The following is a 21,505-nucleotide window of genomic DNA, read 5'->3' as shown; positions in this document are numbered from 1 at the left end:
AGGTGACGAATGACGATTATCGTGATAGTTCATTCTTCGTCAATGCCAGGATCCGCCCATGGCCCTTGAGCCCAAGCCGCTGCACGCCCGCCCCCGCGCGGCCAAGGATGACGGCCGGCGCGGCGACACCCCGCACGAGATGCACGCCCTGATCGTCCAGGCGGCGGAGGAGCGTTTCCGTCGCCACGGCTATGCCAAGACGACGGTCGCCGACATTGCCGGCGAACTCGATGTCTCCACGGCCTATATCTACAAGTTCTACGATTCCAAGATGGCAATCCTGGAGGCCGTGTGCAGCACCACACTTGCCAAGATCGGCAAGGCCTTGTGGTCCGTTGCCGAATCCGACGATCCAGCGCCAACGCGTTTCGCTCGCGTCTACCAGACGCTTCTGAGCGAGAGCGTCAACCTGTTCTTCAACGACCGCCAGCTTTACGACCTGGTCCGGGTCGGCTGCTCAAGTCGTTTTCCCGCGGTCGACACGCACAAGCAGACAATGCGCGGCGTCATGCGCCGGATCATTGGCGACGGCCGTGCGGACGGCACGTTCGAAACGGAAACACCCCTGGACGAGACGGTGGACGCCGTCGCCTACACCCTGATCCAGTTCGCGCATCCCCTGGTCCTGGAAACGGAAATCGGCCGCGTCGACCTGGTCAGGATGGCTGCCGTGACCGCGCGCCTGGTCCTGGCCGGACTTCGCAAATAGTCCATGATCTTCTGCTGAGGGAGGGCAGCAATGACAAGAACACTCGAAGACGCCATTGCCCAGAATCGCGCCGCACTTGATTCAATGGTCAAGGGCGACAGTGGCGGTTACTTGGCCCTGTTGTCCCGTGCCGACGACGTGACCTGGGGAAACCCGTTCGGTCCATTCGCCAAGGGGCAGGACAAGGTGCGGGCCGCCCTGGCCGGTGCCGCCGGGCGGATGCGCGACGGCACGGCGTCGCCCCCCGATCCCATCGCAACCTACCTGTCCGACACCCTTGCCGTGGTGGTCGACGTCGAGCACGCGCAGACCGTGAGGGACGGCGAAGCCAGCTCGAACGCGCTCCGCGTCACAAGCGTCTTCCGGCTGGAAGATGACGCCTGGATGCTGGTGCACCGCCACGCCGATCCGATCACGACGCCTCGCTAGGTTTCCGCGGCGGGTTCGGAGGGCAGCCCCAGGTCAGATATGATGACGGATGAAATGTGACGACTTGACGGTTTCATCACTGTTCAGCATTATCGTGGCCTGTCGATTGGAGTTGCCCCATGACCGGCTGGCCCGTCCGTCTGCTGATTGCCGTCTCGACCCTGGGCCTGCTGGCCGCGTGCGATCAGTCCCAGGCCGACATCCCGCAACTTCCCCCCCTGGTCCGCACCGCCATGGTCGAGGCCGGACCCGGCCTAGTCAGGGCGTATACGGGGACCGTGCGGGCGCGGACCGAAAGCGACCTGGGCTTCCGCGTCGGCGGCAAGATCACGGAGCGCCTGGTCGACCTGGGCCAGACGGTCCGCCGTGGCCAGGTGCTGGCCCGGCTTGACGCCACCGACCTGCGCCTGCAGGCCGCCGCCGCGGACGCGGCGATCGCCTCCGCCCGGGCCCAGGCGGCCCGCGCCCGGGCGGACGAGACACGCCTGAGCGGCCTGGTCGAGCGCGGTGCCGTGTCGGCCCAGGCCTTTGACCAGGTCAGGGCGGCGCGCCTGGCCGCGGATGCCGCGCTGACCGCCGCCCAGTCGCAGGCGGAGACCAGCCGCAACCAGGCCCGCTATGCCGCCCTGGTTGCGGATGCCGACGGCGTCGTGATGCAGGTCATGGCCGAGCCGGGCCAAGTCGTGACCGCGGGCCAGCCGGTGGTACGGCTGGCCCGCGCCGGCGCGCGCGAAGCGGTCGTCGCGGTGCCCGAAACCCAGCGCGGCAGCGTGCCGGCGCAGGCGACCGCCCGCCTCTATGGCGCGGAGGACCGGCCCATCGCCGCCACCTTGCGCGAACTTTCCGCAGCAGCCGACCCGGGCATGCGCACGTACGAGGCGCGCTACACCCTGGCCGACCAGGGTGAGGCCGCTGCACTGGGCGCCACCATCACGATCGAGGTGCCGGGCGATCCCCATGCGGGTGAGACACAGGTGCCGATCGGGGCCCTCTACGATCCTGGCACCGGGCCGGGCGTCTGGATCGTCGACGCCGCGGCGGCCAAGGTGTCGTTCCGCCCGGTGACCGTCGCCCGCCTGGGCGAGGAGACGGCCCAGGTCGCCGGCGGCCTGGCGCCCGGCGAAATGGTGGTGGCGCTTGGCAGCCACCTGCTGCGCGAGGGCGAGGAGGTGCGACTGCCCGCGGGCGCCGCCGCCCAGGCGGCCCCGGCGGTCCCGGCCGCCGCCCCCCAGGTCGCCGAACGCTGAGGCCGGGGCGATGCCCAACCTGTCGGAACTGGCGGTTCGCCACCGCGCCGTCACCCTCTTCCTGATCCTGGCCGTGGCGGCGTCCGGCCTGTTCGCCTTCCTGCAGTTGGGCCGGGCCGAGGATCCCCGCTTCACGCTGAAGGTGATGACCGTGGCCGCGGCCTGGCCCGGCGCCACCGCCGCGGAAATGCAGGAGCAGGTGGCCGACCGACTGGAGAAGCGGCTTCAGGAACTGGCCTATTTCGATCGGGTCGAGACCGATTCCAGACCGGGCCAGGTCCTGATGACGGTGCTGCTGCGCGACTTCACCCCGCCGACCGAAGTGGCGGGCCAGTTCTACCAGGTGCGGAAGATGCTGGGGGACGAGGCGCCAAACCTGCCGCGCGGCGTGCTGGGCCCGTTCTTCAACGACGAATATTCGGACGCCTATTTCGCGCTCTATGCCCTGACGGCGCGCGGCATGCCGCCGCGCGAGCTGGCGCGCCAGGCCGAGGCGATCCGCTCGCGCCTGCTGCGGACCGAAGGCGTGCAGAAGGTGCGCATCCTGGGCGAACAGCCGGGCCGCATCTATGTCGAGTTCGACCACGAGCGGCTGGCGACGCTGGGCGTCTCGGCCCAGCAGATCGTCGACGCGCTGCAGAAGCAGAACGCCGTGACGAGTGCCGGTTCGGCCGAGACGGGCGGACCGCGCGTCTATGTCCGGGTCGACGGCGCGTTCGACGGGGTCGAGGCGATCCGCGCGACGCCGATCGCGGCGGGGGACGGGCGCTCGCTGACATTGGGCGACGTGACCGAGGTGCGCCGCGGCTACGAGGATCCGCCCAGCTTCCTGATCCGCAACCAGGGCGAGCCCACGATCATGCTGGGCGTGGTGATGCAGCCGCGCTGGAACGGCCTGACCCTGGACCAGGCCCTGAACCAGCAGGAAGCGGCGATCCATGCCGACCTGCCGCTGGGCCTTGAGTTCCACAAGGTGTCGGACCAGGCGCGCAACATCGAGAACGCCTATGGCGAGTTCATGCTGAAGTTCGTCGTGGCCCTGTCGGTCGTGATGGTCATCAGCTTCCTGGCCTTGGGCTTCCGCGTCGGCCTGGTCGTGGCCCTGGCGGTGCCGCTGACGCTGTCGGCGGTGTTCCTGGTCATGCTGATGACCGGGCGCGACTTCGACCGCATCACGCTGGGCGCGCTGATCCTGTCGCTGGGCCTGCTGGTCGACGACGCCATCATCGCGATCGAGATGATGGTGGTGAAGATGGAGGAAGGGCTGGACCGCGTGGCCGCCGCCACCTTTGCCTGGACCTCGACCGCGGCCCCCATGCTGACCGGCACGCTGGTCACCGTGATCGGCTTCCTGCCGGTCGGCTTCGCCAATTCCAGTGCCGGCGAGTATGCCGGCAACATCTTCTGGATCGTCGCCTTTGCCCTGGTCGTGTCGTGGTTCGTCGCGGTCTATTTCACGCCCTATCTGGGCGTGAAGATGCTGCCGGCGATCAAGCCCGTGGCGGGCGGGCACGATGCGATCTATGCCACCCCCGCCTATCAGCGCCTGCGCCGCTTGGTGCGGGCCAGCGTGCGGCATCGCAAGCTGGCGGTCGGGGTGACGCTCCTGCTGTTCGTCGGCGCCGTGATCGGCATGGGCATCGTCAAGAAGCAGTTCTTCCCCGACAGCGACCGGCCCGAAGTCCTGGTCGAGGTGAACCTGCCCCAGGGCTCCGCCATCCGGAATACCGAGGCGCTGGTCGAGCGGCTCGAGCAGCGGCTGCGGGCGGAGCCGGAGAGCGTCAACATCGCCAGCTTCATCGGCCAGGGTGCGCCGCGCTTCTTCTTCTCCCTGAACCCGGAACTGCCCAACCCCGCCTTCGCCAAGCTGGTGATCCAGACCCCGGACGCCGCGGCGCGCCATGCCCTGACCGCGAAGATTCGGCAATGGGTAACGGACGGCGCGTTCCCGGAGGCACGGGTGCGGGTGACGTCCCTGCTGTTCGGACCGCCCGTCGCCTTCCCCGTCACCTTCCGCATCGTCGGCAGCGATCTCAACGCGGTGCGTCGCGCCGCGGCCGAGGCGCGGCAGGCGCTGGAGGCGTCCCCCCTGCTGCGCGACGTCAACCTGTCCTGGGGCGAGCGGGTCGCCACCATGCGCCTGGCCTTCGACCCCGTGCGCCTGCGCCTGATCGGCCTGACGCCGGCGGACGCCGCGACCCAGCTCCAGGCGCTGCTGAAGGGGATCACGGTCACCCAGATGCGCGAGGATATCCGCACCGTCGATGTCGTCATGCGCGCAGCCGGGGCGGAGCGCCGCGACCTCAGCCGGATCGAGGACCTGACCCTGACCAACGCGGCGGGCCAGAGCATCCCGCTGTCGCAGGTCGCCCGCCTGGTCCCGGACAGCGAGGAGCCGGTCCTGGTCCGGCGCAACCGCGAGCTCTACATCGCCGTGCGCGCCGACGTGCAGCCGGGGGTGCAGCCGCCCGACGCCACCGCGGCGGTGCTGCCGCTGCTGGAGCCGCTGCGCGCCAGCCTGCCCGCCGACATGCGGATCGACGTGGGCGGCACGGTGGAGGAAGCGGGCAAGGCCAATGTCGCCCTGGTCAAGGTCTTCCCGGTGATGATCATCCTGATGCTGCTGGTGATCATGTTCCAGGTGCGCAGCTTCTCGACCATGTTCATGGTCTTCCTGACCGCGCCGCTGGGCCTGATCGGCACGGTGCCGACGCTGCTGGCCTTCGACCAGGCCTTTGGCTTCAACGCGATCCTGGGCCTGATCGGCCTGGCCGGAATCATCATGCGGAACACGCTGATCCTGGTCGACCAGATCCACCATGACCAGCAGGCCGGCCTCAGCCCCTATGACGCGATCGTGGAATCGACGGTTCGCCGGGCGCGGCCCGTGATCCTGACGGCCCTGGCCGCGGCCTTTGCCTTCGTGCCGCTGACGCTGTCGGTTTTCTGGGGGCCGCTGGCCTATACCCTGATCGGCGGAGTGCTGGTCGGCACGGCGCTGACCCTGCTGGTCCTGCCGGCGCTCTATGCCCTGTGGTTCCGCGTGCCCCTGCCGGGAGAGGTGGCGCGCCCGCGGCGTCGCCTGTTCGGCCGGCTCAGCCCGGCGCCCGCCGAATAGGCGGACCGCCGGGCCGGCGGCGGCTCAGCTTTGGCCGCCGTCGCAGCGGATGATGGCCCCCGTCGTGAAGCTGGACGCGGGGCTGGCCAGGTAGAGCGCGGTCGTCACGATCTCCTCCGGCCGGCCGGGGCGGCGCAGCGAGTTGCTGGCCGTCTCGCGCGCTTCCTCGGTCCAGGCCTTGGAAATGTCGGTCAGGAACGGCCCGGCAGAGATCGCATTGACGCGCACCTTGGGCCCGTATTCGCGCGCCAGCGACACGGTCATCGCGTTCAGCGCCGCCTTGGCGCCCGAGTACGGCACGACAGCCGGCAGGGGGACGAGAGCGCCGGTCGAGGACGTGTTGATGATGACGCCGCCATCGCCATCCTTCATGCGCTTGGCGATATTGGCCGCCAGGCGGAAGGGGCCCTTGAAGTTCAGCGAGACGATCTTGTCGAACCATTGCTCGCTGACGTCATGCGAGGGGATGGCCGGCGACATGCCGGCATTGTTGACCAGGATGTCGACCCGGCCAAAGGCGTAGTAGGCGGCCTCCGCCAGGCGGTCCATGTCGTCCCAGTTGCTGGCATTGACCTGGATCGCCTCGCCCCGGCGGCCCAGGGCGCGGACTTCCTCGGCCACCGCCTGGCAGGCATCCAGCTTGCGGCTGGCCACGATGATGTCCGCCCCCGCCTTGGCAAAGGCCAGGCACATCTCGCGCCCCAGCCCGCGCGACCCACCGGTGACGAGGGCGACCTTCCCCTCCAGGCTGAAAAGATTGTCCACGGCGTATCCTCCCTGTTCATGGGCGTCGGCACAGGGCTCGACGCGTGCGGCACCATATACCGGCGCGGGCGTGGCGCCAGGGGCGACTCATGGGGAGAGGTGGCGGAACCGCAGCCGGGCCCGCAGCGCCACGTCGCGGCGCTGGCCGTCGCGCGGCATGCCATTCTTCCGGCAGTTGCGCCCGGAGACGACCGCACCGATGTACACGCCTGCCGCCTTCCGCGACGAGGACCGCGCCAGCCTGCATGCCACGATCCGCGCGGCCCGCCTCGCCACGCTGGTGACCGCCACGCCGGATGGACCGGTCGCGACGCCGCTGCCGCTGTTCCTGGATGCAGACGAGGGCGAGCACGGGACGCTCTATGGCCATGTCGCACGGGCCAACCCACAATGGCGCATCCCCGTCCTGGGGCATGCGCTGGCGCTGTTCATGGGGCCGGACGCCTATGTCTCGCCCGGGTGGTACCAGACCAAGCGCGAGACGGGCGCCGTCGTGCCGACCTGGAACTACGTCACCGTCCAGGCCAGCGGCGAAATCGAATTCTTCGACGATCCGGCCCGGCTGCTGGCCGTGGTCAACCGCCTGACCGATTGGCATGAGGCCGAGCGGGCAGAGCCTTGGGCCGTCAGGGACGCGCCAGAGGCGTTCATCGACGGGCAGCTCCGCGCGATCGTGGGCCTGCGCCTGCCGATCGCAAGCCTGGCGGGCAAGCGCAAGTTGAGCCAGAACCGCAACGCCGCCGACCGGGCGGGCGTCGCGGCCGGCCTTGCCAGCAGCACCCGCGCAACCGACCAGGCGATGGCGCCCATGATCCCGGTCGAGGGCTGAGCTGAGCCGACGCGCTGGAGGCGCCGGCGGGATGGCCGGCTCCTCGCTATGACGCCGTTGTTTTCACTCAGAGATTTGTAGGCGTCGCCCTCACCCCCTCTCCCGTCCCGCAGGGATGGGAGAGGGTGGGGGGTGAGGGCAGGAAGCGCGTTCTGAACCGCCGCTGCGCCCCCAATCCGCAGGATACCGCCCCCACCCTACCCTCCCCCCTTGCTACGCAACGGGGGAGGGAGAAACAGCACCTAGGCCGCGGCGAGGAGGGTGGCCTGGTTGATTGCACGCTTGGCGTCCAGTTCCGCCGCCTCATAGGCGCCGCCGACCAGGCTGGCCTTGACCCCCAGGGCGACCAGCTCGTCATAGAGGCCGCGTGCCGGCTCCTGCCCGGCGCAGATGATGACCGTGTCGACCGCGAACAGGACCGGCTCGCCATTGACCAGGGTGTGCAGGCCCGCGTCGTCGATCTTCAGATACTCGACACCGTTCATCATTCTGACGCCCTTGCGCTGCAGGGCGATGCGGTGGGTCCAGCCGGTGGTGCGGCCCAGGTTCTTGCCGACCGCACTGGCCTTGCGCTGGAGCAGGGTGACCTCCCGCCCCGATGTCTCGACCTGCGGCACCACGCCGGTGACGCCGCCACGCGGATGGTTCTTGAAGTCGATGCCCCATTCCCGCGCAAACACGTCAACGTCGAGTGCCGACGACGTACCCGCATGGGTGATGAGTTCCGCCACGTCGAAGCCGATGCCGCCCGCGCCCATGATCGCGACCGTGCGCCCGACCTCGCGCCGGCCCAGGATCGCGTCGATGTAGCTGACCGCCTTGGGGTGGTCGATCCCGGGGATGGCGGGCGTGCGCGGCGTGATGCCGGTCGCCACGATCACCTCGTCGAAGCCGTCCGCCTTCAGGCCCGCCGCGTCGACCCGGGTGCCCAGCCGCAGGGTGATGCCCAGCTTGTCGATCATCACGCGGTAGTAGCGCAGCGTCTCGTAGAACTCCTCCTTGCCGGGGATGCGCTTGGCCAGGTTGAACTGGCCGCCGATCTCGTCGCCCGCATCGAACAGGGTGACGGCATGGCCTCGCTCGGCGGCCGTCGTGGCATAGGCCAGGCCCGCAGGTCCGGCGCCAACCACGGCGATGCGCTTTTTCGCAGGGGCCGGGGCGATCACGATCTCGGTCTCACGGCAGGCGCGCGGATTGACCAGGCAGGTGGTCAGCTGTCCCGTGAACGTGTGGTCGAGACAGGCCTGGTTGCAGCCGATGCAGGTGTTGATCTCGTCCTCGCGCCCGGCCAGCGTCTTGTTGACCAGGTCGGGGTCGGCGAGCATCGGCCGCGCCATGGAGACGATGTCGGCATCGCCCCTTGCCAGCACCTCCTCCACCGTCGCCGGCATGTTGATGCGGTTGGAGGTGATCATCGGAATCTTCAGGTGCTTCTTCAGGCGCCCCGTCACCTGCGTGAAGGCCGCGCGCGGCACCATCGTGGCGATGGTCGGCACGAACGCCTCGTGCCAGCAGAAGTGCGTGCTGATGATGTTGACGCCGGCCTCTTCCAGGGCGAGCGCCAGGGACAGCACCTCGTCCCAGGCCAGGCCGCCTTCCAGCATGTCCATGGCCGAGATGCGGAAGATCAGGATGAAGTCGTCGCCCACCGCGGCGCGCGTCCGCTTCACGATCTCCAGCGGGAAACGCATGCGGTTTTCCCACGACCCGCCCCAGCGGTCGGTGCGCTGGTTCGTGCGCTCGACCAGGAAGGTCGAGATCAGGTACCCGGCCGAGCCGATGATCTCCACCCCGTCATAACCCGCGTCCTTCGCCAGGACGGCGCAATTGGCAAAGTCGGCGATCTGCTTCTCGATCCCCGCCTCGTCCAGCTCGTTCGGCACGAAACGGCCGATCCGCGCCCGGATCGGCGACGGCGCCACGCACTTGGGCGTGCCGGCCAGCGAGCCCGCGTGCAGGATCTGCATGCAGATCTTCACCTCCGGGTCGGCAGCGTGCACGGCGTCCGTCACCATGCGATGGGTCGGCACCTCGTCCGGCTCCGACAGCTTGCCCGAACCGCCGCCGCCCTCGGCATTGGGATAGACGCCGCCGGTGATGATCATGCCGACGCCGCCGCGCGCGCGTTCCGCGAAATAGGCCGCCAGCTTCGGCCCCGGATCGGGCATGTCCTCAAGCCCCGTATGCATCGACCCCATCAGGACCCGGTTCTTCAGGCGCGTGAATCCCAGGTCCAGGGGCGCGAACATGTGCGGGTACTTCTGAAGGGCGTTCATGCTGTTTCTTCCCGGTGTCGCGTTGGTGCAGCGTTTCGCCTGAACGTATGTCCCTCCTTGCGCCCTGGGTAAAGCCGTCTGATGCCGGTACCGGCCGCCTGCGATCAAGTTGCGCACAAGACATTCCGTGAAAACCGAACCGGCTTTCACTTGTTATTGCTCGTTCACTTGCCCGATGGCACGCTTCGGGACGGTCCAGGGAGGACGGGGCCCAACCCGCCGCCGGGCCGCATGGTCCTGGGGAGGAACCGGCCGTGGAGCTTGAACAGCAGCTGGACCGTTTCGTGCGCGCGCACCTGGGGGCGCAGGCCCGCGTGACGGCGCTTGAGGAGGCGGACGGCCATGCTGGCCTGACCTTCCTGTTCGATGTGGCGGACGGCCCGGACACACGAAGTCATGTCCTGAAGCTGGCGCCGCAGGGCGTGCGGCGCTCCGGCAACACGGATGTCTATCGCCAGGCACCGCTGCTCCGCGCGCTGCACGCGCAAGGCCTGCCCGCGCCGGCCGTCCCCTTCGCGGGCGAGGACGAGGCCTGGTTCGGCGTGCCCTATGTGGTGATGGACCGCCTGCCGGGCATCACCTACCAGATGTGGGACCCGCATCCCTCGCTGCCCCGCACGGCGGCGTTCTCGCACGCGGCCTGGGGCCAGGCGGCGCAGGCGCTGCCGGGCATCCACAGCTTCGACTGGCAACGCCACCTGCCCGGCTGGCAGCAACCGCAGGACCTGCTGGAGCAGGTGACGCGCTGGCGCCCGATCTATCTCAAGGCGCCCGAACCCGCCTGGATCGAGGCGGCGGAGGCGGTGGAGCAGCTGCTGCTGAAGGCGGTCCCGGCACCGGCCGACAATCCCGTGGGCCTGTTCCATGGCGACTACCAGCCCGGCAACATCCTCTATCGCGACGGCGTGCTGACCGGCGTGATCGACTGGGAACTGGCCGGGATCGGCAGCCAGCTGCTGGATGTCGGCTGGATGCTGATGATGACCGACCGCACGGCCTGGACCGATGGCCCGCACTGGCTTCCGCCCCTGGAGCCGGCCGAGATCGTCGCCCTGTACGAGGACCGCATGCGCCGCCGCTTCCCGGCCATCCCCTGGTTCCGGGCCCTGGCCGGCTTCCGCATGGGCGCGATCGGCTGCCTGAACGTGCGCCTGCACCGCAAGGGGCAGCGCCACGACCCGATGTGGGAACGCGTGGCCCTGGGCATCCCGGACCTGTTCGGCAACGCCCGCGCGGTCCTGGAAGGTCGCCGCTGAGGTCAGGGCGGCTCCTGCGGCGGAGCAGGGCCCACAAGACGAAAGCGCCGCCCCCCGTGCGGAGGGCGGCGCCCGCAGTGCGACGGGCCAGGCGGCAGCGCCGACCGGCCCGATCGTCGTCCTACTGGTTGATCGAGGTCGAGTTGCCGTCGCCGATCTGGGCAAAGGCGGCGGCGTTCGAGCCCCCGGCCTGGGTGATCGTCGCGGTGTTGGTGTTACCGTCCTGGACGCCGACGACCTGATTGTTGCCGACACCCGTCACCGTCGCGGTGATCAGGTTGCCATTGCCCCCGGTCTGCAGGAACGCGAACTGGTTGTTGGAAGAGACGACGGACAGGGTGACCGAGTTGGTCAGGCCGTTCTGGATCACGTCGCCGCTGGCCAGGCTGTTGTCACCAGCCAGGGCCGACGCGCCGGCATTGGTGAACGACGCGGCACTGCCGTTGGAGTCACCCGTCACGAGGGCGGTGATCGTGTTGCTGTCGCCGGTCTGCGCGCCGTTCAGGCGGTTGAAGCTCCCGGCCTGCGTCGCGGTCGCCATGTTGGCGTCGCCCGTCTGGACCAGGGTGATGAAGTTCTGGGTCGAGGCGGTGGTGACGCCCTGCTGCAGATTGAAATTGTTGGAATCACCGTTCTGGGTGACCTGGATGGCGTTGCCGTTCGAGCCCAGGGTGCTGGCGATCGACGCGGTCTGGCCGTTGTCATTGCCGGTCTGCCGGATCAGGTGCGCAGGACGCGCGCCCGACGAGTTGTTGTTGCTGCCTTCGATGTACGACTGGGCAATCCTGTTGCCACTGCCGCTCTGGACGATATAGGTGCCGTAACCGCTGCCGGTAAAGCTGCTGGGCTGCACGGTCCAGCCGTTGTTGCTTCCGATCTGCAGCGCCTGCTCGACGCGGTTGCTGGGGCCGTTCTGCTGCGTGATCGCCAGGAAGTTGCTGTTCCCGGTCTGGTGCAGGTCACCGACATAGGACCCGATCACCGCAGAACCGTTACGACCGACCGACGCCCGGTTCAGGTTACCGGTCTGCTTCATGCTGTCGATGACGTTCGAACCGGTATTGTTCGAATAGCTGGAACTGAACTGGTTGTTGTTGCCGACCTGGGCACCTTCCTCGATGACGTTGTTGCCCTTGCTGAAGCCGCCGCCCGTGAACTGCTGCTCCTGGAACGAGTTCGAGTTGCCCTGCTGCAGGATCGGGTTGGTCGCGGTGCCCACGCGATTGTTGCCGGGGCCCGCGCTCTGCTGGATGACCAGGGTGTTGGAATTGCCATCCTGGAGGGTATAGGCCTCGTTCCCGCTGCCGGCGAAGGCCGGACCGGCCATGGCGATGCTCAGCGCCGCAAGCGACACAAGTGCAAGCTTGATGTTCATCTGTAGAATCCCCATGTGCAACCGGCCATGGTCATCGCCTGGCCTGGATTGTTACTTATGACTTCCGGGATCATCTTCAGACGTCGTGGACCGCAACCTGGCCACATCGCCCCCTGGATCCCCCCGGACCGTGTCGGAGAATGCCCTGCGCGACGACCGCGGTACCACCGGGACACACGCGGACGAACCCGCCTGACATCAATTGCTACTAAAATTTGATGAACATGCAAGTCGAATTTTATCACCAGCATACCCGCACTGTGTGGACAAGCGCCTTTCAAACCCCGCCCGGGACGGATTCAGAGAACGACAATCAAAGTCTGCACATGGTTAATTTGCATGCAAGCCGAACTACAGGAATTGATACTCAAAGTCTTTTTGAGATATTACATATCTAATTGTTCCTATACGTAATAGTGTCACTGAGTGTGACAGACTATTGTTTAGATCTATTTCGAACACATGACCACTGAGTACTGGATTCAGATCCGACCGCCCGTCATGGCGGCATCGCGCCAGGCCCGGCAATTGGGCCCCCGCCCCTCTGATCGGGGTTTTGGTCTGCCACGAATGCACTCAATGAATGGCCTTGCGCAGAGACTTTCGCGCATTCCCTGAGCCGGATCGGCATGCGATTCCCGATGACCCTGGACTTGTCGGAAATGATGAGGCAGGAATCCAGGCAGGCAGGGGAGTGACGAAGACGATGCACCTCAAGGTGAAGCGGGCGGCATGCGCGGTCGTGCTCGCCCTGGGCGCGATCCTGGGCGCCATGTCCGGCACCAGCCAGGCAGGCGACCTGGTCTACACGCCGATCAACCCGTCCTTCGGGGGCAGTCCGCTCAACTCCGCCCACCTGCAAAGCCTGGCCACGGCGCAGCGCACCGCGACGGCGGGCCGCTCGGCCGCGACGGACGGCCTGGGCGGCTCGACGGGCGGCGGCTCCACCGATGCCGACCTGTTCGTGCGCCAGTTGCAGAGCCGCCTGCTCTCCGCCCTGGCCAGCCAGGTCACGGATGCGATCTTTGGCGAGAATCCGCAGGACAGCGGCACCGTGCGCTTTGGCGATACGACCGTCACCTTCGAGCGCACGCTGGACTCGATCCGCCTGGTGATCGAGGACCCCAACGGCATTACCGAGATCGTGGTGCCGCAACTGGTCTCGTCCACCGGCCTGTCCCCTGCCCTGACCACCGGGACGCTGTCGGGCGGCCTGGGCGCCGGCCTCAACTGAACCGCTGGTCGCGCCGTGCCTGCGCGGCCGCACCCGACGATGGCATCCTGGGGACAGACTTGACGCCCAATCGTATCCCGGCCGCGCTCGCGCTGATGGCCGCCCTCCTCCTCGGCGCCTGCTCGCGTCCCAGCGAGGGCTTCGTCCCACCCGCCGTGGCGCCACTCACGGCGCAGAACTATGCGTTGCGCGCATTGCCCGCGCCCGAGGCCCGGATTCCGGTAGCGGTCTATGATTTCCCCGACCTGACGGGCCAGTTCAAGGAGCGGGACAACGTCCAGACCCTGTCCCGCGCCGTCACGCAGGGCGGCGCCCCGCTGCTGATCAAGGCACTGCAGGACGCGGGCGAGCGGCGCTGGTTCACCGTGCTGGACCGCGCGCGACTGGACGATATCCTGAAGGAACGGCAGATCGTCACCGAGATGCGCCGCCTCTATCTGGGCGAGCAGCGGGTGGCGGAGGGCATCCTGCCGCCGCTCGAACATGCCGGCATCATCATGCAGGGCGGCATCAGCGGCTATGACACCAACACCATGACCGGCGGCATCGGCGCGCGGATCCTGGGCATTGGCGGCGACGGCAAGTGGCAGCAGGACACCGTGACCGTGACCCTGCGCGTCGTCTCCACCAAGACGGGGGAGGTCCTGGCCAGCGTCACCACGCACAAGGTCATCGCCTCCCAGGCGCTGCAGGCCGGCGCCTTCCGCTATGTCTCGATCGACAAGATCCTGGAAGCGGAAGCCGGCATCACCCAGAACGAACCGCGCCAGATCGCGGTCCAGCAGGCGATCGAGAAGGCGGTGATCGCCATCGTGGCGGAGGGGGCGGAACTGGGCATTTGGCGCTTCGCCGATCCGGCCGCGGGGGCCGCCGTGATCGCCGAATACCGGCAGGAGAAGTACGGCGACGATCCGCCGCCCACGGCAACCAGCGTGCCGCCGCCCGATACGCCCGATCCGATCGGTGCCGCCGCGGTCAGCCCGCCCGCAGCCCCTGCCGCCTCGGCCTCAGGGCCAACGCCGCCGGGATCCAACCCGGTCGCCCCCCTGCCGCCGCCCCCACCGCCCGAGGCAGGCGAAGTCGTGGGCGCGCTTCCTGGATCCGCCTGGCCCGTTTGACCAAGGGGACAGGTCGATCAACGGGACAGGGCGATCGGCCGGACCGGGCGCCCTGCCCCAGGCCGCAGGGCCAGGCCACTCAACCGGGGCAGGAATTGGCGTAGGTGACCACCGGCCATGTATCGCGGCGCAGCGCCAGCTTTCGCAGCCAGCCCTGCTTGTCGCCGAACCCGGCCCGGCACCAGGCGCCGTCCGTGGTCGTGACACAGGCGTCGACAACCACGCAGCTGTCCGCCGGGACCACGCCCAGGATGTCGGAATCGCCCCGCGCCTCGACCCGCACGTTGAGGTTGACCAGGACCTTGACCCGCGACGTGCCATCGCCCTGGGGCGTCGGCGCCTGGACCGCGTCCGCAGGCGCGCACTGGCTGGTGAAGCCTTCGAAATAGCAGCCATAGGCCTGGCGTGCTGCGGCCAGGCTGTCGACGTCGCCCGGCATGGTCCGCTCCAGCACGAAGGGAGTGCCATCGCTGCTGGTGCCGCTCATGCGGCGCTGGGTGCCGCCCAGGGTCACGACCGGCGCCGTCCCGTCGCCCAGGACCATGCGGCTGTTGGCGATGTTCCACTGGCGGACATTGGCCAGCTCGGCCTTGCAGCCGGTCTGCGCGACAGCATAGGCATCGTCGCGCGGCTCTCGGCTCAGGCTCAGCAGGCAGGGGCTGTCCGGCGCCGCGAAGCGTGCATCCACCACGCGCCATTCGCCGGCAAAGGCCTGGATGAATTCGTCCCTGCTTTGCGCCTGGACGGGCAGGGCGTGAAGACAGCTCATGACCAGGACCGCGGCTGCCGCTGACGGGACGCGCATCAAAACCCCTGCTTGCTGGATCAAGTCCGGACCACCCTGGCGATCAATAACCGGTCTGCGTGATCGCGATGGCGCCGATATTGGTCGAGGAGATGACGTTGAGTCCGGTCGCCCCGATCGGCTGGATGTTGGTCCCGTTCTGCACATAGATGACGCTGCCGCCAGTCGTCACCACGACGGGCCCGGAGTCGATGTTGCTGCCGTTCTGGATGATCTGGCCCGTCCCCCCGGGGCCGACCGAAAGATCGGCCTTGAGCTCGGTCCCGGTCTGCGCCACCAGGCCGGTCGCCTGCTGCTCCAGGACCAGCCGGGCCTCGTTCGCGTCGCCCCTCTGGACGACGGCACCGGCTGCACCACTTGCCGCCTCGACGCGGGCCTGCTGGCCGGTCAGGCCGGTGGCGGGAACGCCGATGTCGGCCATGTTCTGCTGCAGCAGCATGACGTTGGCGCCGGCCCCGGTCTGGATCACCGTCGCGTCGTTGCCGACCCCGCGCTGCAGCGCGGGCGCGTCGCCGGGCAGGCCCAGCAGGCTCGGCAGGCCCGCGACGCCGCTGCCGCCCGCACCATCCACGGCATCCAGCAGGGACTGGCTGGGGCCCGCCACGCTGGCCCCCAGTGCCGCCGACTGGTCCACGACCAGGACATTGCCCTGGCTGGGATTGGCGGGACTTTCCTGACGCAGGAAGATCTGGTTCTGGTCCCCCGCCAGCGCGGGCGTTGCGCCAGCGACCGCCATGCCCAGCACCAGCAGGCGCAGGGCAAGACCGGCCGTCGTCGATTGCACTGCGGAAGCGGACACGGCGGGCACCTCAACTCATTCGAGAGTTAAGCGTATCACATGCCCTGGAAGACACCAATCGTGTTGCCATTGCCCATCTGGACGATGGCGGCGCTGTTTCCATCGCCGACCTGTTCGATGGCGACCTGGTTGCCGCTGCCCTGGACGGTCGCCGTAATCACGTTGCCTTGACCCGCCTGTGCGAAGGCGGCCAGGGTGCCGGCGCCAGCAATCGTGACGTGCATCCGGTTGGCCAGACCATCCTGGGTCAGCGCGCCCGGCACCAGGCCACGCGCCGCCAGGCCCTGCCCGGCCAGGGCCCCGACGAACAGCGCGCCCTCCCCGCCACTGCCCGGGCCTTCAAGGCTGACCACCAGCATATTGGCGCTGGCGGGCGCCGGATCCATGGTCGCGCGCAACAGGCCGGACTGGTCCCCGGCCCACGCGGTGGAGAGCGGCACCAGGAGCGCAGGGACGAGCAGCAGGGACAGACGCATGGCGGGGCACTCCGGCGAATGCCGCCACCATGCGCCCCAGAGGTTAACGGCGACTTTCCCACCGACGATCAGGCCGACCGCGCGGCTTGACATGGGGCCGTTCACCGGGCTGCATCGGGGATGCATCTGGTGTCCCCGATGGCGCAATCCGGCGGGGATGAAACGGGAACAGGGGAAGGGCCCGTCCGGCCCCCAACCCCGACCGCCCCCGCGACTGTGAGCGGCAAGCGGCCTTCCACGACGTCACTGGGGCTGCACCGACCCGTGCAGCGCGTCCCGGGAAGACGGAAGGCGACGCCTCGACCCGCGAGTCAGGAGACCGGCCAGCGGCATGGGAATCCAATCCGGGTCGTCGGGTGAGGCGACCGCCAAGGAGGCAGGCATGCATATCGAACCCGGCCTGGTGGCCGAAGCGAAGATCTGGCTCAGCTACGCGACCGCCGCAGGGGCGGGCGCCTATGCGCTGAAGCTGTGCTACGACACGGTGCGGGAGCGGGGCATTCCCTCGCTGGTCGGCGCCACGCTGATCGCGACCGCCGCAGTCTTCTCGTTCTTCGAACTGTTCCCGCACTATCCCGTTGGCGTGTCGGAAGTGCACCTGATCCTGGGCTCTACCCTGTTCCTGATCCTGGGTGCCGGCCCTGCGGCGATCGGCCTGGCCGCCGGCCTGCTGATCCAGGGCGTGTTCTTTGCCCCGTTCGACCTGCCGCAATACGGCATGAACGTGACGACGCTGCTGGTCCCGCTGTTCGCGGTCCAGGTCCTGGCGCGGCGGATCGTGGCGCCGGCCACCCCCTATGTGGACCTGAAGTACAGCCAGGCCCTGGCGCTTTCGACCGCCTACCAGGCCGGCATCGTCGCCTGGGTCGCGTTCTGGGCGCTCTATGGCCACGGCTTCACGGCCGAGAACATGAGTTCCATCGCGACGTTCGGCGGGGCCTACATGCTGGTCGTGCTGCTGGAACCGCTGGTCGACCTGGGCGTCCTGGCCATCGCCAAGACCTTTGGCCGCGGCACGCCGCTGGTGGAGCGCCGCCTCTACCAGACGGCCTGACGCAGCGCCTGCGCGGTCAGACCACTCGGCTCAGGGTGATCTCGCCGCGCGGGCCGTCCAGGCGATCCTGCGCGGGGATCAGGGCCAGTTCGTCCAGGCCCCGTGCGACGCTGGCTTCCAGGATCTGCCAGGTCCCGCCCACCGCCCGCTCGGTCGCGAAGGGCAGCTTGGTCCCACGCAGGAGAAAGCCCAGCAGCAGGGCCGCGAACAGGTCGCCGGAGCCGTTCGGCACGCGGGCCAGCTTCGGTGCCGCGGCCAGCCAGGCGCCGCCCTCCTCGACCGACAGGGTCTCGACCACGTCGGCCGGCGCATCCGCCCGCCGGAACGAGGTGACGACCAGGCGCTTCGGCCCCCGCGCGCGGATCCGCTCCGCGGCGGCGATCGCGGCGGCCACACTGTCGATCTTCTCGCCGGCCAGGATCTCGAACTCGAAATGGTTGGGCGTTGCGACGTCGGCGCGTGGCAGCGCCTCGCTCGCGAAGAAGCCGGTCAGTTCCTCCTTGACATAGAGGCCGTCCGAATCGCCCATCACGGGGTCGCACAGGTCGATCGCGTCCGGGTTTGCGGCGCGCACCGCCTCAAGCGCCTTCAGCGCGAAGCGGCCATGCGCAAGCGTGCCCATGTAGCCGGTCAGCACGCCCGTCACCTGGGCCAGCTGGCCGCGTGCCTGCAGCCCCTGGAGCAGGAGCTCCAGCTTCTCGACCGCAACCGCCTCGCCCGTGAAGCTGCCATGGCCGGGATGGTTCGAGAACAGGACGGTGGGCAGGGCCCAGACCTCGTAACCCAGGCGTTGCAAGGCGAAGACTGCAGCGGAATTGCCGACATGGCCGGCAACCACCTGGGACTGGATCGACAGCACAACCATTCGCGTGCACATTCCGCTGAAAATCGTCAGGCCCGACCTTAGCCAGTGCGGCGGGATGGGCCAAGCAAACCCGACAGAACGGCTCAATGAAGAGGAGCGGCATGATCCGCAAAGACCGTCCACGGCGCAGCGTGCTCTACATGCCGGGCTTCAATGCCCGGGCAATGGACAAGGCCCGGACCCTGCCGGCCGATGCCGTGATCCTGGACCTTGAGGATGCGGTGTCGCCCGATTCCAAGGACGTCGCGCGCAAGCAGGTCGCCGAGGCACTGGCGCAAGGCGGCTATGGCCATCGCGAACTGATCGTGCGCATCAACGCGCTCGACACGCCCTGGGGCATTGCCGACCTGGAAATGGCGGCGAAGTCCGGCTGCGACGCGATCCTGGTGCCCAAGGTCGAGAGTGCCGCCCAGCTCCAGGACGTCGAAACCCGGCTGGAGGCCCTGGGGGCGCCCGAGTTCCCTTGCCTGTGGGCGATGATGGAGACACCGCGCGCGATCCTGGCGGCGGCCGAGATCGCGGCGGCGACGCCGCGCCTGACCTGCTTCGTCATGGGCACGTCCGACCTGACCAAGGACCTGCACGCACGGCACACGCCGATGCGCCTGCCCATGCTGGTGGCGCTTGGTACCTGCATCCTGGCCGCGCGGGCCGAAGGGCTGACCGTGCTCGACGGCGTCTATCTGGGCCTGGACGATGCGGAGGGCTTCCGCGCCACCTGCGTCCAGGGCCTGGAAATGGGCTTCGACGGCAAGACCCTGATCCATCCCAGCCAGGTGGCGCCCTGCAACGAGGTCTTTGCCCCCAGCGAGGCCGAGGTGACATCGGCGCGCCGCATCATCGAGGGCTTTGCCGAGGCCCAGAAGGAGGGCAAGGCGGTGGTCGTCGTGGACGGCAAGCTGGTCGAGAACCTGCACGTCGCCGCCGCCCAGCGCACCCTCGCCCTGCACGACGCCATCGCATCCCGCGCGGGTTGAGGGGCGGTCAACGCCTCACCAACCTACGTGCCCCGGTTCATCCGGGGCACCCATGGCGTAACCGCCCCGCGGGCTTGATGGTCGGTTCATGGGTCCCCCGGATAAACCGGGGGACGTAGGGGGGATTGAAAACAGCCTATTCGAACAAAACCCATCTCGTTCCAAGGGACGCCAGCATGACCAAGGCTTGGCCTGGCAACTATTTCGAGGATTTTGCCGTCGGGCAGGAGATCGTGCACGGCACGCCGCGCACGGTGACGGAGGGCGACATCGCACTCTATGTCGCGCTGACCGGCAGCCGCTTCGCCCTGCAGTCGGCGACGACGTTCGCGCAGAGCGTCGGGCTGGCGGCGGCGCCCGTCGACGACCTGCTGGTCTTCCACATCGTCTTCGGCAAGACGGTGCCGGAAATCTCGCTCAACGCGGTCGCCAACCTGGGCTATGCCGAGTGCCGCTTCCTGGCGCGGGTCCAGGCCGGCGATACGCTCTCCACCACCTCCACCGTGATCGGGGTCAAGGAGAACTCGAACAAGCAGACGGGCACGGTCTGGGTCCGCTCTACCGGCGTCAACCAGCGGGACGAGGTCGTGCTCGACTATGTCCGCTGGGTCATGGTGCGCAAGCGGGACGAGGCATCGCCGGCGCCCGAGGCGACGGTGCCCAAGCTGGAAGCAGCACTGAAGCCGGCGGAGCTGTTCGTGCCGCCCGGCTTTGCCCCCGCGGGCTTCGATGCCGCGCTGTCCGCCTCCCCCCATCGCTGGGGCGACTATGCGGCGGGGGAGAAGATCGACCATGTCGACGGCATGACGATCGAGGAGGCGGAGCACGCGATGGCGACCCGCCTCTACCAGAACACGGCCAAGGTGCATTTCAACCAGTTTACCGAGGCCAGGGGCCGCTTCGGCCGGCGCCTGATCTATGGCGGGCACATCATCTCGCTGGCGCGGGCGCACAGCTTCAACGGCCTGGGCAATGCCTGGCTGCTGGCCGGGATCAATGCCGGGCGCCACGCGGCGCCCACCTTCGCCGGCGACACGATCTTTGCCTGGACCGAGGTTCTGGAGAGGGCCGAACTGCCAGGCCGCGCGGATGTCGGCGCGCTGCGCCTGCGCACCTATGCGACCAAGAACCTGCCCTGCGCCGAGCACCCTGCGAGCGGCGACCAGGTCGTCCTCGACCTCGACTACTGGGCGCTCCTGCCCCGCTGAACGGGGTGCGGCCGCTTCAGTCGCAGTGGAAGCGGCCGACCGTGTCGTGGACGGCGGCGATGTGGGCCGGGCCGATGCCGCAGCAGCCGCCGAGGCGCGTTGCCCCCGCCTCAAGCCAGCGCTGGACGAGGGCGGCATAGTCGCCGGCGTCGAGGTCGGCGCGCATGCTGTTGAGGCTGGCATTGGCGCGCAGTTCCACGTCGGGCGCCGGCTTGGGCTCGAAGGCATTGGCATAGACGCCAATGCCGGATGCCAGGGGATGGTCGCCGAGGGTGGCGCGTGCGATGCGGATGGCGGGCTCCATCACTTCCGCCAGGCTGCAATTGAAGAGCAGGCCCTGGGCCCCCATGTCGCGGGCCGCGCGGGCAGCCTCCGCCACGCTCTCGCCCGAGCGCAGGTGCGGCTCGCCCCCCGCCAGGGCGGCGCGGACGCCGCCGCGATCCTCCAGCGTGAAGGAAACCCAGAAGGGCCGTTCCTCGCTGCCCACGGCGGCGCGGGAGACGGCGGCTTCGGCGATCGAGCTCTGCGTCTCGGCCAGCCACAGGTCGACATGGGGCGAGAGGGCCGCCACCAGGACGTCGAGCACCCGCCGCGCCTCCGTCGCATCGAACAGGTCAGGGCGGTAGGACCCCATGACCGGCGGGAGAGAACCCGCCACCAGAACCGGCGCCCCGGCCCGATCGGCAGCCTCGCGCGCCAGGCGCCCAGACAACGCGGCAAGGGCTGAACCGTCGCGGTCGAACACCTCCGCCCCCAGGTGGAAGGGGACCAGGGCGTAGGAGTTGGTGGTGATCAGGCCGGCCCCGGCGCGGATGAAATCCTCATGCACCGCGGTCACGTGCTCCGGCCCCTCGATCAGGGCCAGGGCCGACCATTCGGGCTGGCGGAACGGCGCCCCGCGCCGCTCCAGCTCCCGCCCCATGCCGCCATCCAGCACCAGAAAACGCGTGTCCATTCCGGCCTCC

The 21,505-nt window shown here is 68.7% G+C and carries 19 protein-coding genes and 1 riboswitch; of the genes, 11 read left to right on the top strand and 8 right to left on the bottom strand.

The window, feature by feature from the left end; translation table 11 throughout:
* Nucleotides 1–58: 58 nt before the first annotated feature.
* From ACI6GS_RS06385 to ACI6GS_RS06370, 4 genes are all read left to right on the top strand, one after another.
* Nucleotides 59–709, top strand: coding sequence for a TetR/AcrR family transcriptional regulator (locus tag ACI6GS_RS06385; protein ID WP_439816950.1), 651 nt, complete (start codon nt 59–61; stop codon nt 707–709).
* Between the two features lie 30 nt (nt 710–739).
* Nucleotides 740–1,138 (top strand): YybH family protein, encoded by a 399-nt coding sequence (locus tag ACI6GS_RS06380; protein ID WP_439816949.1) that lies wholly within the window; start codon nt 740–742, stop codon nt 1,136–1,138.
* 119 nt (nt 1,139–1,257) lie between these two features.
* Nucleotides 1,258–2,385: an efflux RND transporter periplasmic adaptor subunit gene (locus ACI6GS_RS06375; RefSeq protein ID WP_439816948.1), complete on the top strand. Its 1,128-nt coding sequence runs from the start codon at nt 1,258–1,260 to the stop codon at nt 2,383–2,385.
* A gap of 10 nt (nt 2,386–2,395) precedes the next feature.
* Nucleotides 2,396–5,503: an efflux RND transporter permease subunit gene (locus tag ACI6GS_RS06370; RefSeq protein ID WP_439816947.1), complete on the top strand. Its 3,108-nt coding sequence runs from the start codon at nt 2,396–2,398 to the stop codon at nt 5,501–5,503.
* A 24-nt stretch (nt 5,504–5,527) separates the two neighbouring features.
* On the opposite strand, the gene ACI6GS_RS06365 is transcribed toward ACI6GS_RS06370, so the two are convergent.
* Nucleotides 5,528–6,268, bottom strand: a complete 741-nt coding sequence (locus tag ACI6GS_RS06365) for an SDR family NAD(P)-dependent oxidoreductase (RefSeq protein WP_439816946.1) — start codon at nt 6,266–6,268, stop codon at nt 5,528–5,530.
* Between the two features lie 157 nt (nt 6,269–6,425).
* Here ACI6GS_RS06365 and ACI6GS_RS06360 point away from each other — a divergent pair, with 157 nt between their 5' ends.
* Complete coding sequence (locus ACI6GS_RS06360; RefSeq protein WP_439816945.1) at nt 6,426–7,097, top strand: FMN-binding negative transcriptional regulator; 672 nt, start codon at nt 6,426–6,428, stop codon at nt 7,095–7,097.
* A 242-nt stretch (nt 7,098–7,339) separates the two neighbouring features.
* Here ACI6GS_RS06360 and ACI6GS_RS06355 read toward each other — a convergent pair whose 3' ends face one another.
* The gene (locus ACI6GS_RS06355) at nt 7,340–9,373 is read right to left on the bottom strand and encodes an FAD-dependent oxidoreductase (RefSeq protein WP_439816944.1); all 2,034 of its coding nucleotides are present in this window, start codon (nt 9,371–9,373) and stop codon (nt 7,340–7,342) included.
* A 254-nt stretch (nt 9,374–9,627) separates the two neighbouring features.
* On the opposite strand from ACI6GS_RS06355, the gene ACI6GS_RS06350 reads away from it, so the two are divergent.
* On the top strand, nt 9,628–10,629 hold the full coding sequence (locus ACI6GS_RS06350) for a phosphotransferase family protein (RefSeq protein ID WP_439816943.1): 1,002 nt from the start codon (nt 9,628–9,630) through the stop codon (nt 10,627–10,629).
* A 121-nt stretch (nt 10,630–10,750) separates the two neighbouring features.
* On the opposite strand, the gene ACI6GS_RS06345 is transcribed toward ACI6GS_RS06350, so the two are convergent.
* Nucleotides 10,751–12,004 carry a hypothetical protein gene (locus ACI6GS_RS06345; protein ID WP_439816942.1) on the bottom strand — a complete coding sequence of 418 codons (1,254 nt, stop codon included), beginning with the start codon at nt 12,002–12,004 and terminating at the stop codon, nt 10,751–10,753.
* Nucleotides 12,005–12,698: 694 nt separating this feature from the next.
* On the opposite strand from ACI6GS_RS06345, the gene ACI6GS_RS06340 reads away from it, so the two are divergent.
* Entirely contained in the window at nt 12,699–13,238 is a 540-nt protein-coding gene (locus ACI6GS_RS06340) for a curli assembly protein CsgF (RefSeq protein ID WP_439816941.1), read from the top strand.
* Between the two features lie 59 nt (nt 13,239–13,297).
* On the top strand, nt 13,298–14,356 hold the full coding sequence (locus ACI6GS_RS06335; RefSeq protein WP_439816940.1) for a CsgG/HfaB family protein: 1,059 nt from the start codon (nt 13,298–13,300) through the stop codon (nt 14,354–14,356).
* 79 nt (nt 14,357–14,435) lie between these two features.
* On the opposite strand, the gene ACI6GS_RS06330 is transcribed toward ACI6GS_RS06335, so the two are convergent.
* The 3 genes from ACI6GS_RS06330 to ACI6GS_RS06320 are packed head-to-tail and all read right to left on the bottom strand — an operon-like array spanning nt 14,436 to nt 16,529.
* Nucleotides 14,436–15,161: a hypothetical protein gene (locus ACI6GS_RS06330; RefSeq protein ID WP_439816939.1), complete on the bottom strand. Its 726-nt coding sequence runs from the start codon at nt 15,159–15,161 to the stop codon at nt 14,436–14,438.
* Between the two features lie 43 nt (nt 15,162–15,204).
* Nucleotides 15,205–15,960 (bottom strand): hypothetical protein, encoded by a 756-nt coding sequence (locus ACI6GS_RS06325; protein ID WP_439816938.1) that lies wholly within the window; start codon nt 15,958–15,960, stop codon nt 15,205–15,207.
* 35 nt (nt 15,961–15,995) lie between these two features.
* Nucleotides 15,996–16,529, bottom strand: coding sequence for a hypothetical protein (locus tag ACI6GS_RS06320; RefSeq protein WP_439816937.1), 534 nt, complete (start codon nt 16,527–16,529; stop codon nt 15,996–15,998).
* A gap of 17 nt (nt 16,530–16,546) precedes the next feature.
* Nucleotides 16,547–16,778, top strand: a riboswitch (cobalamin riboswitch).
* Nucleotides 16,779–16,818: 40 nt separating this feature from the next.
* On the opposite strand from ACI6GS_RS06320, the gene ACI6GS_RS06315 reads away from it, so the two are divergent.
* Complete coding sequence (locus tag ACI6GS_RS06315) at nt 16,819–17,490, top strand: energy-coupling factor ABC transporter permease (RefSeq protein ID WP_439816936.1); 672 nt, start codon at nt 16,819–16,821, stop codon at nt 17,488–17,490.
* A 16-nt stretch (nt 17,491–17,506) separates the two neighbouring features.
* Here ACI6GS_RS06315 and pdxY read toward each other — a convergent pair whose 3' ends face one another.
* Nucleotides 17,507–18,355 carry a pyridoxal kinase PdxY gene (gene pdxY, locus ACI6GS_RS06310; RefSeq protein ID WP_439816935.1) on the bottom strand — a complete coding sequence of 283 codons (849 nt, stop codon included), beginning with the start codon at nt 18,353–18,355 and terminating at the stop codon, nt 17,507–17,509.
* A gap of 101 nt (nt 18,356–18,456) precedes the next feature.
* Between pdxY and ACI6GS_RS06305 the strand changes: the two genes are divergently transcribed.
* Together ACI6GS_RS06305 and ACI6GS_RS06300 are read left to right on the top strand one after the other, a co-directional pair.
* Entirely contained in the window at nt 18,457–19,332 is an 876-nt protein-coding gene (locus ACI6GS_RS06305) for an HpcH/HpaI aldolase/citrate lyase family protein (protein WP_439816934.1), read from the top strand.
* 176 nt (nt 19,333–19,508) lie between these two features.
* Nucleotides 19,509–20,540, top strand: a complete 1,032-nt coding sequence (locus ACI6GS_RS06300; RefSeq protein ID WP_439816933.1) for a MaoC family dehydratase — start codon at nt 19,509–19,511, stop codon at nt 20,538–20,540.
* A 16-nt stretch (nt 20,541–20,556) separates the two neighbouring features.
* Here ACI6GS_RS06300 and ACI6GS_RS06295 read toward each other — a convergent pair whose 3' ends face one another.
* Entirely contained in the window at nt 20,557–21,495 is a 939-nt protein-coding gene (locus tag ACI6GS_RS06295; protein WP_439816932.1) for a homocysteine S-methyltransferase family protein, read from the bottom strand.
* Between the last annotated feature and the right edge of the window lie 10 nt (nt 21,496–21,505).

It is taken from the genome of Zavarzinia sp. CC-PAN008 (genome assembly GCF_051903925.1).
In the GTDB taxonomy this organism is placed as follows: Bacteria; Pseudomonadota; Alphaproteobacteria; order Zavarziniales; family Zavarziniaceae.
This window is presented reverse-complemented; position numbering and strand designations above follow the sequence as displayed.

Coding starts and splice junctions, on each gene's coding strand:
- ACI6GS_RS06385 (WP_439816950.1), top strand. CDS start 59: ATGGCCCTTGAGCCCAAGCCGCTGCACGCCCGCCCCCGCGCGGCCAAG.
- ACI6GS_RS06380 (WP_439816949.1), top strand. CDS start 740: ATGACAAGAACACTCGAAGACGCCATTGCCCAGAATCGCGCCGCACTT.
- ACI6GS_RS06375 (WP_439816948.1), top strand. CDS start 1,258: ATGACCGGCTGGCCCGTCCGTCTGCTGATTGCCGTCTCGACCCTGGGC.
- ACI6GS_RS06370 (WP_439816947.1), top strand. CDS start 2,396: ATGCCCAACCTGTCGGAACTGGCGGTTCGCCACCGCGCCGTCACCCTC.
- ACI6GS_RS06360 (WP_439816945.1), top strand. CDS start 6,426: ATGCCATTCTTCCGGCAGTTGCGCCCGGAGACGACCGCACCGATGTAC.
- ACI6GS_RS06355 (WP_439816944.1), bottom strand. CDS start 9,373: ATGAACGCCCTTCAGAAGTACCCGCACATGTTCGCGCCCCTGGACCTG.
- ACI6GS_RS06345 (WP_439816942.1), bottom strand. CDS start 12,004: ATGAACATCAAGCTTGCACTTGTGTCGCTTGCGGCGCTGAGCATCGCC.
- ACI6GS_RS06330 (WP_439816939.1), bottom strand. CDS start 15,161: ATGCGCGTCCCGTCAGCGGCAGCCGCGGTCCTGGTCATGAGCTGTCTT.
- ACI6GS_RS06320 (WP_439816937.1), bottom strand. CDS start 16,529: ATGTCAAGCCGCGCGGTCGGCCTGATCGTCGGTGGGAAAGTCGCCGTT.
- ACI6GS_RS06315 (WP_439816936.1), top strand. CDS start 16,819: ATGCATATCGAACCCGGCCTGGTGGCCGAAGCGAAGATCTGGCTCAGC.
- pdxY (WP_439816935.1), bottom strand. CDS start 18,355: ATGGTTGTGCTGTCGATCCAGTCCCAGGTGGTTGCCGGCCATGTCGGC.
- ACI6GS_RS06305 (WP_439816934.1), top strand. CDS start 18,457: ATGATCCGCAAAGACCGTCCACGGCGCAGCGTGCTCTACATGCCGGGC.
- ACI6GS_RS06300 (WP_439816933.1), top strand. CDS start 19,509: ATGACCAAGGCTTGGCCTGGCAACTATTTCGAGGATTTTGCCGTCGGG.
- ACI6GS_RS06295 (WP_439816932.1), bottom strand. CDS start 21,495: ATGGACACGCGTTTTCTGGTGCTGGATGGCGGCATGGGGCGGGAGCTG.